Annotated in this window: 1 protein-coding gene; it reads left to right on the top strand. The window is 56.6% G+C overall.

Features of this window, described 5'->3' with window-relative positions:
- Nucleotides 1-468, top strand: a 468-nt coding sequence (locus AC5V8P_RS26095) for an AMP-binding enzyme (RefSeq protein ID WP_495474116.1), incomplete at both ends; no start/stop codon positions are given.

The raw sequence follows: 468 nt of genomic DNA, 5'->3' as shown, positions 1-468 counted from the left end.
GAGCGCTGCTACCGTACAGGCGATTTGGTGCGCTGGAATGAGGACGGGACGCTCGAATACAAAGGACGGATCGACGCACAGGTGAAAATCCGGGGCTACCGGATTGAGCTAGGCGAGGTGGAAGCGCAGCTGTTGAAGCTGGAAGCGGTGCAAGAAGCCGTCGTCATTGCACATGAGGATGAACAGGGACAAAAACAGCTTTGCGCGTATGTGGTCACCGTGGCGGGTATCGCGGCAAGTGAGCTGCGAAGCGCTTTGAGTCAGGAATTGCCGGGCTATATGGTGCCGTCGTATTTTGTACAGATGGAACAATTGCCGTTGACACCGAATGGCAAAGTGGACCGGCGGGCGCTGCCGCAGCCGGAGGGAAGCGTGGATTCCGGCGAGGATTATGTAGCCGCTCGTAATGAGGTAGAGCGAACGTTGGTATCGGTATGGCAGTCTGTACTGGGCATCGAACAGATTGGT

The organism is Paenibacillus sp. N119s, assembly GCF_059447605.1.
The sequence above is the reverse complement of the archived record's forward strand: the minus strand, read 5'-3'. Positions and strand labels throughout refer to the sequence as shown.